Raw genomic sequence first — 17,112 nt, forward strand, 5'->3', positions numbered from 1 at the left:
AAATACAGTTTTTTTACTATTTTAGCACAAATATTAATTAATCTTTAAAAGTATGTGCTCTGTATTGAAAAATATTCAATAAAAGACGATATTTACTATAGAAATGGAGGTTTCTATGTGTGGTTTTTTGGTCGTTACAGGTAAGGTTGAGAGTTCTGAGAAGTTTGAAGAGTCGTTCGAGAGAATTAGTTATCGAGGCCCAGATCAAAAAGCAATTACACAAACATTACTAGGGACAACATTTGGTTTTCATCGTCTTGCCATTATGGATCTTACAGATAGGGGAAGCCAACCATTTAAATCAAAAAAAGACACGACACTGGTATGTAACGGTGAAATCTACAACCATGATAAATTAAGAAGTGACTACATCGGTCGCTATGATTTTGTTTCAGATTCTGATTGCGAAGTTATTATTCCAATCTTTGAAGAGTATGGAGCTAAAATATTATTAGAGACTCTTGATGGAGAATTCGCTTTTGTTCTTGAAAGTGATGGAAAGATTTTTGCGGGAAGAGATCCTATCGGGATTAGACCGTTATTTTATGGTAAATCAAAAATTGACGGTAAGATTGCATTTGCTTCTGAAGTTAAAGCACTTAAAGATCTATGTACAGAAATCAAGCCATTTCCTCCGGGCCATTACTATGAAGATGGAGAAATTAAAGAATACTTTGATGTGAGAAAGATTGAAGCAAGAGCAAAAGAGGATCTCGAGTCTGTTTATAAAGGCATTCATGATCATCTCTATGAGGCCGTAAGAAAGAGGCTTGATTCAGATGCTCCGGTTGGCTTCTTACTTAGTGGCGGGCTTGATTCATCACTTGTTTGTGCTATTGCTGCAAAAATTGCAAAAGAAACAACAGGAAAACCAATTACGACTTTTGCTGTTGGTATAGATACGAATCCAATTGATTTGAAGTATGCAAAAATCGTTGCCGATTATCTTGGAACTGATCATCACGAAGTAATCTTCACACAAGAAGAGATTCATGAGCATCTTGATGAGTTGATTTATAACCTTGAAACTTGGGATATTACGACTATTAGAGCATCGATGGGAATGTCTAAAGTATGCCAGTACGTTAAAGAGAAAACAGATATAAAAGTTATCCTTACTGGTGAAGTAAGTGATGAACTCTTTGGCTACAAGTATACCGATTTTGCACCTTCTCCTGAGGAATTTCAAAAAGAGGCTAAGAAAAGAGTACATGAACTTTATCTGTATGATGTACTAAGAGCGGATAGAAGTATTAGCTCACACTCTTTGGAAGCTCGCGTCCCATTTAGTGATAAGGCGTTTATTAGCTACGTAACAGGAATTCATCCTGAATTAAAAATGAACTGGAGTGGGCAAGGGAAGTATCTTCTAAGGAAAGCTTTTGATCATAGTGATTACCTTCCAGAGGAAATTCTATTTCGCGAGAAGGCTGCTTTTTCTGATGCTGTTGGACACGATATGGTTGACTGGTTAAAAGAGATGGCAGAGAAGAAATATACTGATACAGAATTTGAAGAAAGAATTAGAAATTACTCCCACGGGGTTCCATTTACAAAAGAATCTCTAATGTATCGTGAAATTTTTGAAAAACACTTCAGAGGTCTTTCAAAGCTTTTACCTGATTTCTGGATGCCAAATAGAGAATGGGAAAACTGTGATGTAAAGGACCCTTCGGCAAGAGTCCTTCCAAACTATGGAGCTAGTGGAAACTAGCTTACTTTAATTGAATTGTAATGTAGGGCTCACGTACGCTAATTGTATCTGAGTCCATTTTTTCAAGCTCATCAAAGATCTTCGACTTAATATTGAAAATTCCAGCTTTCGCTTTATCAAGTTTAATCTCAATTTGATTACTCTCTACTTTAAATTGAGAAAGGCCTTCGACCTTAATTGTAAGACCTTGGCTCATTGAACTCTTAACTTCGCCTTTGAACTTTCCAGAGTTGATATCCAGTTTAAAGTCACTAAGGTCAATTTTACTTGAAGTAATCTCTTCTTCTGTAATTAGGTTTGTAAATTCACTCGTGTCAGATCTAAAGTCTAGACGACTAATTCTAAGCTTTGAATACTTTAAACAATTTGAGAGTAGATCAGTTTTAATATCATCAAATATTCCTGTTCTTGTGCAATCTACAGATGGATTTGATACTGAAAAAGAAAAATCATCATCCAGAGCTTTAGCCGATGAAAAATTAAGAGCGATATTTTTTGAGTTATTGCTAAAGTTTAAATTATTAAGCCCAATCGTTTGAGCGTCAGAGACACCAAGCATAGAAAGATCAAGCTCAAAAGACTTATCTTCTATAGAAAACATTAATGTACCATTGTAATTTTCTACTTCGAGTTGTGGGTTCCTGTATTCACCAAATTCGTCGATATTTATATATTTGGCAGTACCTGTACCAGTTGGTGAATTGTAATTTGCATTCAGTGCTTGAATCTGACCATTTGGTAATTCAGCATATGCGAATAGGTGGAATAAAATAAGCGTGCTAAAAAGTTTGCTCTTCATCATGTCCTCACTTGTGTGTTTGAGAACTGATCGGCAAAATTTTCCGCTAAATTATTTTTAAAGTGTTTTACTCAACTACTTCTTTCGAATAAGGTATAATCCATCTCTTAGCGGCAGTAGAACTTTTTCTAACTCATCATGAGCCGTAACAAAGTCATTGAACTCCCTCATTACCTGAACAGATTTGTCTTCTGTTTCACTAAATGGTTTTACGACATCGCCTTCCCATAAAACATTATCAACAATGATGATTCCATTCTCTGAAAGCAGGTTTAGAGATTTTTCGAGGTATGTTAGATAGCCTCGTTTGTCGGCATCGATAAAAATAAGGTCATACTTTTCTGTGAGTGTATCAAGAACAATTTTTCCATCACCAAAAAGAGCAGTGATCTTACTATAACTTTTCGACTTCTCCCAATAGCTTTGAGCAAATTTGTTAATTTTCTTATTCTTGTCAATCGTTGTAATCCTTCCATCTTCAGGTAAAGCTTCGGCCATCGCTAGCGAAGAAAAACCTGTGAAAGTTCCAAGCTCTAGAATCGATTTCACACCATGACTCTTAATTATAAAAGAGAGAAAACTTACCACCAAATTTCCACAAACCATATGACCGAGCGGATGCATTGCTTCTGTGTAATTTGCAAGGTCCTCAGCGAGTGGTGAAGGTGGAGTCGATTTAGAAATACAGTACTTTTCAATATCAGAAATTGGAGTTGTCATATTTAGGAACTACCATAGTTTATAAATTTTTGTAAGCTTTAAATATTAAATCAAAGAAGTAAACGACCGTAAATATTGGAAGTGGTAGGCCAATTAAAGTACCAATTAGGTACTCTCTAAAGCGCACACCACTAAGGGCCAGTCCATAATTTAAAGGTGGAAATGTTTGAAAGATAAGACGTAAGATAATGATACTTCTAATAGGAGAGTGATTAATGTGGGATAAGGTCTTTTTGATATACTTATTTTTTATTTCTAAAAGAGCATCACCTCCAATATAGTCGACAAGAAGAAAACTAAAAATAGATGAAATGATAGCTGCTATAAATGTTAACGTTCCGCCCGCAACTTCTCCTATTGTAACGACTGAAGAGACTAGAAAAATCCAGCCAGGAATATTGATTATATTTGCGATGCAAAATAGTAGTATAAAAAGAACAGAACTGATTAAAATATTATCATTAAATATATTTGAAATGGTTGCGACAGTGAAGTCATCAGTAAGACCGGTTACTTTGCTGATGATAATCAATAGCAGAATAAAAATTAAAAATAATAACAATTTCTGTTTTCGTTTCAAACGCCGTCCGCTGTGATAGAATGAGATATATTAATTATAACGAGGAGTCCTTATGTCACAAGGAAATATTTTAAGATCTGAGCAAAGTATCGCAGAAGAAACTGCAAGATTCATGAGTGGTGTCTATAAGTGGATGTCATTTGGAATCTTACTAACTGGATTTATTTCATATTACATTGCTTCATCACCCAATCTGATTATGGCCATCGTCACAAATAAGATTTTATTCTATGGTCTTATTATCGCACAACTCGGAGCAGTGTTTTATCTTTCACTAATGGTCAAGAAAATTTCTGCAATGACTGCAACTCTTGTATATCTACTTTATGCCTCACTGACAGGGGTAACTCTTTCGACAATTTTTCTAGTGTATACGCAAGATAGTATTTCGAATGCATTTTTTGTAACTTGTTTTAGTTTTGCAGGATTAAGTGCATTTGGATATGTAACAAAGAAAGATTTAGGCCCGATTGGAACTTTTTGTCATATGGGACTTTGGGGACTAATTGGATTTGGTCTATTGAGTATGTTCTTTCCATCAATGTTTGGAAGTTCATTGCAAATGGTTTACAGCATTTGTGGAATTGTTATTTTCGCAGGTCTGACAGCTTATGATACTCAAAAAATTAAGAGTATGAATATAATAGGGAATGAAGGAACTGAAGAAGATCACAAAGAGACAATAATTGGTGCACTTACTCTTTATCTTGATTTTATAAATTTATTTTTAATGATTCTAAGATTGATGGGAAATAGAAGGAAATAAAAAATAGGGGATCAATTGATCCCCATTTTTTTATTGTTTTACTTGATAAACGTGAACATCTTGCTGTGGGTATGGAATCGAAATTCCTTTGCTATCAAAAGTTAACTTAACTTTTTCCTGCATATCAAAAAATACTGGCCAATAATTTTCTGCTTTAACAAATGCTCTTACAACGAAATCAACTGAGCTTGCACCAAGGTTAGAAACAAAGATATCTGTTTTTGGATCTTTTAGAATTCTTTCATCACTCTCTGTAAGTTCTCTTAGAGTATCCTTTGCTAGTTTGAGATCATCTCCATACCCAATTCCAAAAGTCATATCAACTCTTCTAACTGGTTCGCGCGAGATATTTACAATTGAACCACTTGAGAGTGGACCATTTGGCAGGATAATTGTTTTCCTATCTCCCGTGTGGAGGACAGAATTAAAAACATTAATTGATTTTACTGTTCCTGCAAATCCTTGTGCTTCAATAAAGTCACCAACTTTGAATGGCTTAAAGAGAAGAATCATGACTCCTCCTGCGAAGTTAGATAACGTATCTTTAAGGGCGATACCAACAGCAAGACCTGCGGCACCAAAGATTGCGATAAGACTTGTTGTTTGTACACCGAGCATTCCAATAACAGCAATAATTAGGGCAGCTCTCAGAGTGATGTCAAAACCGGAGTTGATGAATGAACGAAGTGATGGTTCAACATTTTTCTTAACCATCGCCTTATCAAGCATCTTGTGTAAAAATTTAATAACTTTAAGTCCGATAAGAAAAAGAAGAATTGCTTTTAAGCCAATTAATCCATAAGTTTTACCTGCGGCAAGCGCTTGTTCTGCCAAAGTGTTTTGATTAAAAAAATTCATTTTTTATCCTTATTTCAAATATTCATGATCTGTTCTAATAGAAAGGCCGTATTAATTTTATCTAGCCTACCATTATTAGTTAATTTCAGTAAACAACTGTTGAAGAGTTGTTGGTTATTCTTATCTTTAAAGACCATGTGAAAATTAGTTGAGTCGAAAATAGGACTAAATTTAACCGGAGAAAAGTAGGCTTGCTCTTTGGGATTATCCTGCTGAAGTTTCTTTGTGTGAGAAGCAAAAATTATACCGTCGCTAATAACAGCATCCACTCTCGACTTTAGAAGCATTTTCGAATGAAGTTCTTGACTAGATTTTTCAACATAACTTTTAAATGTTGGGATTGCTTCTTTCAGTTTTGGTAGCATTGATGAAGCGCCAACAAATGAGATAACTCGAAGTCCTTTTAAGTCGTCTAGTGTATGGATATCTTTTTTAAGAGAGTAAAGCGTCGAGACACCATTCGTGTATTTGATATGCGGAGCGCTTGAAAAATACTTTGATTGAGTATCGGGGCTAACTGTTGCGACAGCATCGAAATTTGTATCTTCCTCGAACCATTTCACATGTCTTCCATAGGGAGCTACGATAAATACTAGTTTTTTACCCATACAACCAAAGATTTCATGCACAATTCGTCCTTCTCGACCTAGGTCGTGTGTCGATTGTGATTTATTGAAGTCGCTTTTATTGGAGAAGTTATTGAATGTTCCTGCTATATCTGGTGCAAGTACTTTAATTTCCTGAGCAAGTAGTTGACTCTGGGTTATAATAAGCAGTAGTAAAAGTATATTGATCTTTATCATGAATGTATTTTATTGATAGTCATGTAAGAAGTCTACTTAGGAGTTAATTGTGAAGAATGTTGTCGCAAAATTGTCGATACTGCCACTGTTGGTATTTATTGCTATATATCTTGGAACAGGCCTTTATTATCAGGCACAGGGCATCGAATACGCCTTTTATCAATTGCCGTCACCCATTGCTATTATTCCAGCGATAGTTGTCGCTTTTATTGTTACGCGACGTTCGGTTTCAAGTTCTGTAGATATATTCACAAAAGGGGTGAGTGACAACAATATTATTACCATGTGTCTAATCTACTTACTGGCCGGTGCATTCTCAAGCGTTGCAAGTGCCAGTGGTGGAGTGGATGCTGTGGTCAGCGCTGGTCTCTCAATTATTCCAAGTTCCTTTATACTTCCTGGACTTTTTATCATCTCCTCAATAGTTTCAACTGCAATGGGAACGTCGATGGGAACAATTGGGGCCATCGCACCAATTGCTCTTGCTGTTGCCACAAAGGCAGGATTTGATCTTCCTTTGACTGCTGGGGTTGTTCTCTCTGGAGCAATGTTTGGTGATAATCTTTCATTTATTTCTGATACAACGATTGCAGCGACAAAAACTCAAGGTTGTGAGATGAAAGATAAGTTCAAGGAGAACTTTAAAGTTTCAATGATTGCCGGAATGATTGTATTCATTCTCTTGATTTTTCTTTCTCCTACTCCACAGCAAATTGAGATTAAGGAATATAATATTCTTCTCGTGATTCCTTACTTTGCGATTCTTGTTCTTGCTCTGATGGGTCTCAATGTTTTTGTTGTGTTGTTTTTTGGAATAATTCTTGCTGGTGTTATTGGAATGACACAAGGTTATGGAGGGGCAGCATTCTTGCAAGATGCATATAAGGGATTCACCAGCATGCAGGAGATCTTTATTCTATCGATGCTAATTGGAGGACTCTCTGAATTTATTAGAGTGGATGGTGGGCTTGATTATATAACTTCCAAAATTCAATCCTTCACTAACTTTGTTGCAAAATGGAATAGAGGGCTTGCTGACCAACTTGGTATTATTTTGTTGGCGATAATATCTAATATCTGTATTGCAAACAATACCGTTGCAATTATTGTGGTTGGACCAATTGCTAAGCAACTGGCTAAGGATGGAGATATTGAGCCGAAGCGTAGTGCGAGCTTACTTGATATCTTCGCTTGTGTGATCCAAGGATTATTGCCATATGGTGCACAGGCACTACTTCTTGGTGCAACATTTAAGATTTCTCCGCTATCAGTAGCATTCTCTTCATATTATTGTGTAATACTTGCTATCGTTGCAGTGACAATGATCATTTTTTCGAAACGAAATAAAGTTTAAGTTAATTATATTGTGAGTGACTAAGGTTACTCACAAAATTCCTTATCTCTTTTCTTGATTTTAAATGAATGAAATTAATATTTTGATACTCTGGATTTTGCATTCTTTTGAAGTATTCAATGCGATTACTATCATAAGTTTTAAACATCCATAAGGTCACAGAATCTTTTGAAAACATTCGTCTAAATGATTCGTTGATACCCTCATGCCCCCAGAGGTTTTCTTTTTTCAGCGCTCGAATTAACGAGCGCGTGAAGTTTTGATAGAGTGTTAACCATTTTGGAAGATCAATCCAAATAACGGTATCTGCTTGATGCCATGTTAAATGATTCGTTCTTTTGTAATTACCATCAATGACCCAATTTCCATTTTCAATTTCTTTTTTAATCTTTTCAAAGAACTCATCATCGGTTGATTCACCCCAGTGTGGCTTCCAGAAAAGCTGATCAAGCTGAATGTGCTTGATTTTGAGAGTATTAGCGATTTGAGAAGCGAGAGTTGTTTTCCCGCTTCCAGTCGTTCCGATGATGATTACTTTCTTCATTATTTTTTAAATTGTTCTTTTAAGATTTCTGTAAGTCTTTTCCATGATTTCATGTCTGCATCTTTTCTATAACGTTCACTCCCAAATACAGAGAAGGCGTGTGGAGCACCTGAGTATGTGATCATTTCGTGAGGAACATTATTTTCTTCCATTTCTTTTGCAATATTTGCAAAGTGATCCATTGTTACGGCTGTATCTGCTGTGCCATGAAAAATTGTAATAGGAGCAGTAGCTCCCTTATAGCTTTGTCCCTCTGGCGTTTCTAGTCCTCCGTGAAAGCTTACGAAGCCAGTGAGCTTCTTTCCTGATCTTGCAAGTTCTAAAACCGAAGTACCACCAAAACAATAGCCAACGGCAATCATTTGTTTTGTATTAAGACCTTGTTTTTGAGCTTCGTTAATTGCCTCATTTAAAAGTTCTCTCATTTTGATACGATTATCATAAAGGCTCTTGGTCATTTTTTTTCTTTCTGGAATTTCGGCAGGACGTATTCCTTTTCCATACATATCTGCAGCAAATACTGAATATCCAAGCTCTTTAAACATTTGTGCGCGCTTGATTTCGTAGTCAGTAATACCATCCCAGTCATGTATAATTAAGACTGTCGGAGCATTCTTACCTTGGTTAATAATGTAACCTTCGTAATCATTTCCACCGACTGTGTAAGTAATATTTTTAGAGTAGGCTAAGAGAGAAATCATTAAAACAAGCAGGGCTTTCATTGGACACTCCTTTAAGAATAATAATATTTATCATAACTATATAGCCTATGAGTTGACCATGGTTTAAAATAAACTATGATAAAATTTAACAATTCCTATACAAAACTTCCTGAACAATTTTACGGTGCGGCAACTCCGAGTGCAGCAGTAATGCCTAGGCTTATCGCTGTTAATGATTCACTTGCGAAGTTCTTGAATATTGATCTCTCAAGTTATTCTCAAGATGATTTAACTGGAATCTTTTCCGGTAAATTGATTCCAAGTGGGGCAGAGCCTATCGCTCTGGCTTACTCGGGTCATCAATTTGGTCATTTTAATCCAACGATGGGTGATGGGCGTGCAATATTAATTGGCGAAGTGATAGGAAGTGATGGGCTTCAGTATGACATTCAACTTAAGGGAAGTGGTAAAACGCCATATTCAAAAAGAGGTGATGGACGTTCTTGGCTAGGTCCAGTCCTTCGAGAGTATGTTGTCAGTGAAGCAATGTATTCTTTAGGGATTCCGACAACAAGAGCACTTGGGGCAGCGGAGACTGGTGAAGATGTCTATAGAGAAGATGTACTACCTGGTGGAGTTTTTACACGAGTGGCGAGAAGTCATATTCGTGTTGGCACATTTGAGCATTTTGCTTCACGTGGAGATATTCAGAATTTAAAAATTCTGTGTGATTATGCAATTAATCGTCACGATTCTGACCTAAACGATCATGCAGATAAGTATAATATTTTCTTTGATCGCATATTTAAGAGAAAGTTAGATCTCGTCTCAAAGTGGATGGGGGTAGGTTTTATTCATGGAGTCATGAATACTGATAATACATCCATCTCAGGAGAAACTCTTGATTTTGGTCCTTGTGCATTTATGGATCACTTTTCTTACAATAAGGTTTTTAGCTCAATTGATACTCATGGAAGATATGCCTATTCTAATCAAGGACGTATTGCCGTTTGGAATTTATCAGTACTTGCAAATGCGCTTTTTCCACTTCTCCAAAGAGAGGGAGAGTCTCAGGAAGAAGCAGTGAAGAGACTTGAATCAGCCTTTGACGATTATAGTAAATACTATGATTCTAAGTGGCTTGAGGTAATGGGAAAAAAGCTTGGTCTTTTCAATGCCACAGAATCTGATCGACCGCTTATAGGTCAGTTTTTAAATTACCTCGAAGAGCATAACCAGGATTTCACAAATATTTTTAGATCATTAAATACTCTAGAGTTTGTTGACAAAGAATTTGAGAAGGAATGGCTTCTTCGTCTCGATTTACAGGAAAAGACGCAAGAAGAAGCAATTTCATTGATGAACTCAGTTAATCCTTATGTGATTCCAAGAAATCATCAGATAGAAAAAATGATCAGGCTTGCCGTTGATGGTGACTACACACTTTTTGAAAAACTTCTAAAAGTATTACAAAATCCATATGAGGAGAATGTATCAAATCTTAAGTTTACTCTACCTCCAAATAATGACGAAGTGGTGAAGAGAACATTCTGTGGAACCTGAAATTTAGTTTATTTCATCATAGAAAATGGCGTCATTAACAAGAAAGTTATTCTTTAGCTTTTTCAAATTATTAATGAAAATATTTCTGATTTTTTCGTCTTTAAACATAAAGCCGTTCTTACTCTTGCCAAATAGTGGTTTCATGTCAAATAAGGTATTCTTAGAAATTTTCCCTTCTTTTATTAATAATTCACGATAATAGTTGAAAATTTGTTTATCCATTTGAATAAAATCATAGCGCTTGTTGAAGAGTAAAAGGACTTGTTTTTTTTGATCATGTGTTTCTGCGTATTGAATATTCTCTTTCACCATTTTTGCATATTCACTACCCATTCGTGTCGAAGCACCTTGCCAAGATAAAAGTGAGTACTTTTTTAATTCATCAATTGATGAAATATCAAGTTTTCTCTCTCTTAAGGAGATAGCGTAATTTTCATAGGCGTAGAAATTGTTAGAAAAGTAGCCTTTAAGATCATGCTCCTTAATAACTTTTTTATTAATATCTGAAACAATATCAACCTCATTGTTTTTGTAGCTTAATATTCTTCTGGCGTATGGATCAAAAGAAAAAACTAATTCGTAACCCTCTTTTGATAATGTTTCCTTGATGATGTCGAGAAGTATGCCGCCATCAAGACTAACCCATGGTTGCAGTGTTTCCCCAAATGATATCTTCAATTGTTTTGAAGCATATGAGCTTTGACAGAACAATAAAATAGTAAGGATGATAACTTTCATAATGGTGTATTCTCTCTTGATTAAGATTTTATAGTGTATAGTATACTTGATAAAAAAATAAAGTGTTTATATTTATTGCATGTAGAGAAGATGCAGAAGAAAAAATGATTGAAGTTGCTCATCTTAAGTGAGGAAAATAACCAAAAATACATTACTTTAGTAAATTTAAGGACAGTACAAACGTTATCCACATTTTAGTGGAGTGATTATATAATGATGAATTGTGAAGAGAATAAAATTGAAAGGTAAAAAAATAATGACTGAAAATAGTAAAGTGGTTTTAAGAAAATTAGACACAAAATATATTGATGAATATTTTGAAATGATAAATAGTCTAGAAGTTCATGAGATGACAGAACCAAACACTCTTTTTAAACCTTTTTCCTATGAAGAAATAAAAGACTGGCTTGATTGTTTAGAAGGGAAAGATAATCGGAAAGATTTCGCAATTGTACTCGAAGATATTGAAACGTTTGTAGGGGAAGTTGTGTTGAATGAAATTAAGGATAAATGTTGTAATCTTCGAATTGCTCTTTTGCCAATTTTTTTTAATAAGGGATATGGTACTCAGGCGATTAAATTGGCCATACAATATGCTACTAATGAATTGAATTTAGAGCGTATAGAGTTAGATGTTTATAATATTAATCAAAGAGGTATTAGAGTATATAAAAAATGTGGTTTTGAAGAAGTTTCAAAGATAAAAATATCAGATGACCTATACGAAATTCGAATGAGTTTAGAAAAAGTGTAGAAAAATCTGTTATCAATAAACAAAAAGTTAGAGACTTATTTACTCCGATAAAAGCTAATACCCTTTACATATCAAATTTTTTTTCATTTTCGCCATTCGGATTTGCTGTAGTAATTTTATCAAGTTTAAAAATATTTATTAATATCTTTGTTGCTAATATAATGTTTTAAAGTCAACAAGGGATATTTAATGAAGTCTATTTATTTGTATAATGCTCTAACAGGACATCGTGAATCAGATAACAAAAATGAAAATGCATATTACTTGTCTCGATTATTAAATTTGAGAAATGAGTTATTAGTGAAGCAAGTTCAAATAGCAGATGTTGCACCAAAGCTTTTAGAAGTAATAAAGAATCATCCAAGTTTTGAAAAAGTTTCTAGGGTGTGCCTTGCTATTAATTTACCTCTCAGTAATAAGCTTGAGGTTCTTTCTGTTGGAACAACAATTGATAATAATTTAATGAAAAGTGGATATTCATGCTTTATCAGTAGTAAAAGTAGTTTGCAGAAAATTAATAACGGAGACACTAGAGTTTTTTCTAATATTGATAATATTTTAGAGAGCTACGTCAATGATAATAAACCAGCTCAAAGAAGTATCTTTTATCTCAGTAAGATGGGAGTAAAGAGTGGAATTACGATTCAATTGAAGTCTGGGGGGCTGACTGGATATCTTTTTTTAAACTCTAATGAGATTGGGTATTTTGATAGTTCTATCAAGAGTGATTCAACATACCTCAACTTACTAGAGTTAGTATGTACAGAAGTTTTTAGCTCTTTGGCAAATGAGTTTAGAGCTCTTGGAAATATTGATGATTACATTGCTCGCTTTCCAAAAGAATATATCTTTTCTAATATTCATCAAAAAAATCACATTGGAATAGAGCTACTTTCAGAAAGTATTTCTCAGTATATTCATGGAAATATCAAATTTGAGATTGTTGACAATACTGAAGCCTCATCTCTTATTCCATGGGGGCAAGTTTCCTTAATTCTTTCAGTAATTTTAAAGGACTTAAAGTTGGCTAGTATTAACAACCTCCCAATAAGTTTGTATGAAGAAGAAGAGAACTTGTTAGTTTCTATTTCTAGTAAAGAAGTCGTAGAGGAGATGGAAAATCTTCCAATTGAATATTATAAAGCAATTAGAAAATTTTCAAAAAACTTAGGCATTGAGCTTTCTAGAAGCCGAGATAAGTTTTGGATGAAACTTAAAATTGATAAATATTCTCATCGTGAAGTTGATGTTGATTACAGCACTCCTCATGAATAAAGCGTATTATTGTTTAAAATTTATTTTGAGTAGATATTTGAAACAAAAAAGCCTCGAGTGGGTTAGAAACGAGGCTTAGTTATGATTACTCCGAAGAGATGGTCATCAAAATGAATGTCCTAGAAATAATGGGGTGGCCGATGGGACTTGAACCCACGACAACCAGAATCACAATCTGGCGCTCTACCGACTGAACTACGGCCACCATATTTCGTAGAATCTTTTTATAGGTGTTTTCTGGCTTTTCGTCAATATAATATTTGAAATCCTGTATTTTTAGGCCTGAAAAATAGATAAATATATTTTTTGACGTTCTGTGCGTCAATTAGTTAGAATAATAAGTAATTAAAATAATTCAAAACATCAGGGAAGGTGCATATGAAAAGAATTCTTACGTTAGCGGTATCGCTTTATTCAGCTAGTATTTTCGCATACGGGATCGGTTATACAACTCACCCAATGCCAGAAGGTCAAAAATCAATTTCAACTGAAATGACTGGAATTACATCAGGTGATGGTGGAATGGGTCTTCAGGTTAGATATACTCAAAAACTAAATAAAATGCTTTCAGTAGACGCTGGTCTAGGTATCTCTGGTGGTGACCGTGAGCAAAGATTCTTCGTTGGTGCAGACTACGAAATCTTTCCAGATTACCTACGTCAACCAAGATTCTCTTTAAAGACAAATATCGAAAGAGCAGATGAGTTTGGAAATACTTTTACAATTATTTCTGCAGCTCCAACTCTTTCTAAAGGATTTAACTTTTGGGGAAAAGAAGCATTCCCATATGTTTCACTTCCAGTAGGTCTTTCTCTTAATAGTGATGACAGTACATATGAAAGTGTAGCATCGTTAAATACAGGTATTAACGGACAGCTTCCAATTGAAGGTTACAAGCACCTTAATGGAAATCTTGAACTTCAAGTTGGCCTGAAAGATTCTTTCACTGCTGTACTTGTTGGTCTTGCTTTTCCAATGAACTAATCTCAAATTATAAAATCATAGAAGGGTAGTGTGTACGCATTACCCTTTTTTTTTGTGAATAACTATGAAAAATAATCTTCCAAAAATTGTATTCTCTGACTTCGATGGCACATTAACTGATCACACTGAATTCTCTGGAAAGTTTCTGACGATCCTTGAAATGCTAAAAGAATATAACACTCCACTTGTTATTGTAACGGGACGAAGCCTTTCTTGGGCGCACTTCTTTCTAACGCATTTTAGTGATCTCCCTTACGTGATCTCTGAAGGTGGTGGTGTCTTAAGTTACCGAGATAAGCGTGGCATGATCGTTGATGAATACCAGGTCCCTGTTAGTGATCTTGAATGGCTTGAAAACTTTTCAAAAGAACTTCTTGGAAGATTTGAAGGATTGAAGCTCTCTGCAGACTCTATTGGAAGAAAGAGTGATAGGGCTATCGAGCTTTGTGATCTTGAGGATGTCGTTGTTCGCACAGAAATTAAGAAATTAATGGATGATCAAAATATTAATTACTCAACATCAAATGTTCACTTAAATTTTTGGTGTGGAGATATCTCGAAATATAAGGCCGTAAGATCACTACTAGATAAATTCTATCCAGATGTTTCTATCGAGCAGACAATGTACTTTGGAGATAGTCTCAATGACCAGTCAATGTTTAAAATGGTAGAGCATTCTGTTGGAGTTTCAAATATTTCAGAAGTTTTATTAAAGATGACAGATAAACCCAAAGTTATTCTTACTGGTGAAGAAAACTCTGGGCCATCTGGTGTATTAAATTACTTAGTAACGCTCTTTGATCATAAATTGAATTAACTCAAACGCACCTTTTTGCGAATAACCAAACTTAGTAGAAAGGTTTTCAAGTACAGTTTGAATTTGTCCACGATCTTCTTTATTAAGATTTTGTGGCATTTTGTTTTTTGAATCATTCATCTCTGCTTGGAAATAAACAAGATTTTGTGAAATGTTTCTAATTACTTTCTTTTGTTCATTTCTAAATGATTCTTGCAGTCTTTCTACAACATCTGGGAATACTGTCTTGTAAACAATTTGTTGCTTTGGATTATCAAGATACCAGGCCCCAAGTTTAGAGATTAAGTGTGATCTAAAAATTTTAGGATCTTCTTTAAGATTGATATTCGACTCAAACTCTTTAATGAAGTACTGATCAGCATCTTCATACTTACCAGTCACGTTATTTTTGATCTTCTCACCCTTAATAACAGAGTTAACATTTTCAATATAGCGTTTAACATAATCTTCATATGAGCGATCATCAACAAGACCTAATGATTCACGAAGCTCTTTATCAAATTGATCAAGACATTCATTCTTTATGAGTTCAAGGAATCTTGAAGGATTATGATAATCACCGTGAGTCGACATATTTAAGAAATCATATTCGTTTTTCTTTTGAATCAATCTTCCAAGATATTCAATGACCTCAACAAAAGTAACAGTCTTATGAATATCACTTAAGCGGTAGAGAATATTCTTAATATCTCGAGGTGAGATACCAAATTTACCTTCATAGAGATTATCATTTTCAAATTCATGCTTAATCGAATCAATTCCATGCTTAAGAATTTGTCTCTGTTCAGTATCGAGTCTATCTGGTAACTGTCTCTTTCCTGAGAATAAATTTGCTTTTTCTAGCGGAGTTAATCCTGTCACAATTGCAGTGAGTTTAGCATCATCGTAGTGTTTACCCATACATGATCTAATACGAGTCATGATAGAAAATTTACATAGTGCAGTTAGAGCATGAGGTTCAAATTTTGTTCTATCAGAGAGACCTTCAGTCTGCTTCTTGTAGATCTTTTCCTCTTCCATGTAATCAAGTAGGTATGGAACCTTGATAAAATTAAAACGACCCTTGAATGAATTATAATCAGGGTGTTGCTTAAATGCTGCAAGATGTACTTCATTGGAAGTTCCAATGAAGAAGATGTCTAACTGAGTGAGAATTCCCCCAATATTGATACTTCCTGTTTCCATTGTCATAAGTAGGTATTTATATGCATCAAGTGGTCTTTTTAAAAGGTCTGAAAATTCTAGAATTCCTCTGTTCGCAAGAACGACTTCACCTTGCAGTGAGAAAAGGTTAAGAGATTGCAAAGATGGAGGGAGAGTTTGAAGTCTCTTATCCATTGTTATCTGCTGCATTCTTGCATCAACATGTAGTTGTGGCTCAATTGTCACTGCACAAGATGAATATCTTTTTGAGATTTTTAATCTTTCTACACGGATGTGTTTTAAAACTTCATTATGCTTTCCTTTATAATTTTTAAGAAGAGCATCGTAGATCATTTTATTTCTTTTTGATAAGTCACCTCTGTAGAGATATGACTTGCGAACTAACTCTAAAAGTTCTTCATTTCCAGCAAGAGCATCTTCAATGATCTTTTGACGATAATCTGTCGGGATAAGTAGGATTGGATGATCTTTAAGCTCACTAGGCATAATCGCTGTGATATCTTTATCATCGAGATCTGCAAATGAACTAACATCACGTGGTTCGTGCTTTCCTGTTAGACCAAGTGTTCCTTTTACAACATTGTTAATCGGAAATACCCATTCAAAAGTATACAGAGCACCTTCATCTGTCTCAGAATATTCCTCTGCCCCTTTCATTATTTTTTTTACCGTAGAACTTTTTGATGAACCATTTGGCCCAACGAGGAGAATGAACTTATTATTAAAGCCTTCTTCTTCAAAGTTTCTTAGATTTTGTAATAGCGTTGATATGATTTTTTCTTGTCCATAGACAGGAGGAGCTTCGCTATCCTCTTTCGTAAAGAGTTTACTTTGCCCATGTTCATCTGTTCCGAAGTATCTCATCATATCCGAGATGTAACGATAAGATGGTCTTACATGTTTTGCAGGATCTTTTCTGAATAGCTCCATATAATCATAGAATGATAATATTTCGTTAGTTGTATTTGAATTTTCATTTGCTACTTCTATCCAGTCCATATTCCCTCTTTTTTGTTA

The 17,112-nt window shown here is 34.8% G+C and carries 17 protein-coding genes and 1 tRNA gene; 8 read left to right on the top strand and 10 right to left on the bottom strand.

Annotated elements, in window-relative coordinates:
- Positions 1 to 115 precede the first annotated feature (115 nt).
- Complete coding sequence (gene asnB / locus M900_RS01395) at positions 116 to 1,714, top strand: asparagine synthase B (protein ID WP_021273108.1); 1,599 nt, start codon at positions 116 to 118, stop codon at positions 1,712 to 1,714.
- 1 nt (position 1,715) lies between these two features.
- Here the strand turns inward: asnB and M900_RS01400 are convergent, their stop codons facing one another.
- The 3 genes from M900_RS01400 to M900_RS01410 all read right to left on the bottom strand — a co-directional run bounded on the left by M900_RS01400 (position 1,716) and on the right by M900_RS01410 (position 3,795).
- Positions 1,716 to 2,513: a hypothetical protein gene (locus tag M900_RS01400; protein WP_157680509.1), complete on the bottom strand. Its 798-nt coding sequence runs from the start codon at positions 2,511 to 2,513 to the stop codon at positions 1,716 to 1,718.
- Between the two features lie 75 nt (positions 2,514 to 2,588).
- Entirely contained in the window at positions 2,589 to 3,233 is a 645-nt protein-coding gene (locus M900_RS01405; protein WP_021273262.1) for an O-methyltransferase, read from the bottom strand.
- A gap of 19 nt (positions 3,234 to 3,252) precedes the next feature.
- Entirely contained in the window at positions 3,253 to 3,795 is a 543-nt protein-coding gene (locus tag M900_RS01410) for a VTT domain-containing protein (RefSeq protein ID WP_021273417.1), read from the bottom strand.
- 70 nt (positions 3,796 to 3,865) lie between these two features.
- On the opposite strand from M900_RS01410, the gene M900_RS01415 reads away from it, so the two are divergent.
- Positions 3,866 to 4,579 carry a Bax inhibitor-1/YccA family protein gene (locus tag M900_RS01415; protein WP_021273361.1) on the top strand — a complete coding sequence of 238 codons (714 nt, stop codon included), beginning with the start codon at positions 3,866 to 3,868 and terminating at the stop codon, positions 4,577 to 4,579.
- A gap of 30 nt (positions 4,580 to 4,609) precedes the next feature.
- Here M900_RS01415 and M900_RS01420 read toward each other — a convergent pair whose 3' ends face one another.
- Positions 4,610 to 5,437 (bottom strand): mechanosensitive ion channel family protein, encoded by an 828-nt coding sequence (locus M900_RS01420; protein WP_021273137.1) that lies wholly within the window; start codon positions 5,435 to 5,437, stop codon positions 4,610 to 4,612.
- A gap of 14 nt (positions 5,438 to 5,451) precedes the next feature.
- A complete protein-coding gene (locus M900_RS01425; protein WP_021273295.1) occupies positions 5,452 to 6,240 on the bottom strand; it encodes an ABC transporter substrate-binding protein in 789 nt (262 codons plus the stop codon).
- 46 nt (positions 6,241 to 6,286) lie between these two features.
- On the opposite strand from M900_RS01425, the gene M900_RS01430 reads away from it, so the two are divergent.
- Positions 6,287 to 7,594 (top strand): Na+/H+ antiporter NhaC family protein, encoded by a 1,308-nt coding sequence (locus M900_RS01430; RefSeq protein ID WP_034730774.1) that lies wholly within the window; start codon positions 6,287 to 6,289, stop codon positions 7,592 to 7,594.
- A 1-nt stretch (position 7,595) separates the two neighbouring features.
- Here M900_RS01430 and M900_RS01435 read toward each other — a convergent pair whose 3' ends face one another.
- Together M900_RS01435 and M900_RS01440 are read right to left on the bottom strand one after the other, a co-directional pair.
- Positions 7,596 to 8,138 carry a EutP/PduV family microcompartment system protein gene (locus tag M900_RS01435; RefSeq protein ID WP_021273398.1) on the bottom strand — a complete coding sequence of 181 codons (543 nt, stop codon included), beginning with the start codon at positions 8,136 to 8,138 and terminating at the stop codon, positions 7,596 to 7,598.
- Positions 8,138 to 8,860 (bottom strand): dienelactone hydrolase family protein, encoded by a 723-nt coding sequence (locus M900_RS01440; RefSeq protein WP_021273364.1) that lies wholly within the window; start codon positions 8,858 to 8,860, stop codon positions 8,138 to 8,140. The genes M900_RS01435 and M900_RS01440 overlap by 1 nt, the downstream gene beginning before the upstream one ends.
- A gap of 75 nt (positions 8,861 to 8,935) precedes the next feature.
- Here M900_RS01440 and M900_RS01445 point away from each other — a divergent pair, with 75 nt between their 5' ends.
- Positions 8,936 to 10,363, top strand: a complete 1,428-nt coding sequence (locus M900_RS01445; RefSeq protein ID WP_021273518.1) for a YdiU family protein — start codon at positions 8,936 to 8,938, stop codon at positions 10,361 to 10,363.
- Positions 10,364 to 10,366: 3 nt separating this feature from the next.
- Here M900_RS01445 and M900_RS01450 read toward each other — a convergent pair whose 3' ends face one another.
- Positions 10,367 to 11,101, bottom strand: a complete 735-nt coding sequence (locus tag M900_RS01450) for a transporter substrate-binding domain-containing protein (protein WP_021273447.1) — start codon at positions 11,099 to 11,101, stop codon at positions 10,367 to 10,369.
- Positions 11,102 to 11,339: 238 nt separating this feature from the next.
- Here M900_RS01450 and M900_RS01455 point away from each other — a divergent pair, with 238 nt between their 5' ends.
- A complete protein-coding gene (locus M900_RS01455; RefSeq protein WP_034730779.1) occupies positions 11,340 to 11,855 on the top strand; it encodes a GNAT family N-acetyltransferase in 516 nt (171 codons plus the stop codon).
- Positions 11,856 to 12,044: 189 nt separating this feature from the next.
- Positions 12,045 to 13,130 (top strand): hypothetical protein, encoded by a 1,086-nt coding sequence (locus tag M900_RS01460; RefSeq protein WP_021273041.1) that lies wholly within the window; start codon positions 12,045 to 12,047, stop codon positions 13,128 to 13,130.
- A 129-nt stretch (positions 13,131 to 13,259) separates the two neighbouring features.
- Here M900_RS01460 and M900_RS01465 read toward each other — a convergent pair.
- Positions 13,260 to 13,335 (bottom strand) — tRNA-His (locus M900_RS01465).
- Between the two features lie 173 nt (positions 13,336 to 13,508).
- On the opposite strand from M900_RS01465, the gene M900_RS01470 reads away from it, so the two are divergent.
- Entirely contained in the window at positions 13,509 to 14,114 is a 606-nt protein-coding gene (locus M900_RS01470) for a hypothetical protein (protein WP_021273114.1), read from the top strand.
- Between the two features lie 64 nt (positions 14,115 to 14,178).
- On the top strand, positions 14,179 to 14,931 hold the full coding sequence (locus tag M900_RS01475) for an HAD family hydrolase (RefSeq protein WP_021273183.1): 753 nt from the start codon (positions 14,179 to 14,181) through the stop codon (positions 14,929 to 14,931).
- Here M900_RS01475 and M900_RS01480 read toward each other — a convergent pair.
- The gene (locus tag M900_RS01480) at positions 14,899 to 17,094 is read right to left on the bottom strand and encodes a serine protein kinase PrkA (protein ID WP_021273244.1); all 2,196 of its coding nucleotides are present in this window, start codon (positions 17,092 to 17,094) and stop codon (positions 14,899 to 14,901) included. The two genes, M900_RS01475 and M900_RS01480, sit on opposite strands and share 33 nt — an antisense overlap.
- Positions 17,095 to 17,112 lie beyond the last annotated feature (18 nt).

Source organism: Bacteriovorax sp. Seq25_V (genome assembly GCF_000447795.1).
Lineage (GTDB): Bacteria > Bdellovibrionota > Bacteriovoracia > Bacteriovoracales > Bacteriovoracaceae > Halobacteriovorax_A.